1 protein-coding gene is annotated in these 400 nt (G+C 34.0%); it reads right to left on the bottom strand.

Annotated elements, in window-relative coordinates:
• The coding region (locus J8L88_RS23435; RefSeq protein ID WP_211062093.1) for a type IX secretion system membrane protein PorP/SprF at positions 1–231 on the bottom strand (231 nt) is incomplete at its 3' end.
• Between the last annotated feature and the right edge of the window lie 169 nt (positions 232–400).

The raw sequence follows: 400 nt of genomic DNA on the forward strand, positions 1-400 counted from the left end.
GGGTGTATTTAGAGTTAATGTTTGAGTGCGTGGAGCTCCATCAAGTCCTACCCATTGACTACGATGTAAACCCATTATACTCATAACCCCGCGACTACCTGCATAAGCAGGATTTACACTAATTGTGTTATACATGTACTGAGTATACTGAGCATCTTGTTGGGCCCAATTATTTTGTTGGAAGACGAAGCCTAAAAGAACTGTTACAATTAGTGTATATTTTTTTCTCATTAACTTTTATTTAAAAAATTCAAGTAAAACCCTTACAGGTTTCCACTGTGAATATCTGTTATATTCACTTTACATATTAATATATAAATAACCAACCTTATTTATTGTTTGCCCCGTTTCTGTGACATATTCCAAAACATAATAATATGTTCCTACAGGCAACTTGTTG

This window comes from Aquimarina sp. MMG015 (assembly GCF_018100855.1).
In the GTDB taxonomy this organism is placed as follows: Bacteria; Bacteroidota; Bacteroidia; order Flavobacteriales; family Flavobacteriaceae; genus Aquimarina; species Aquimarina latercula.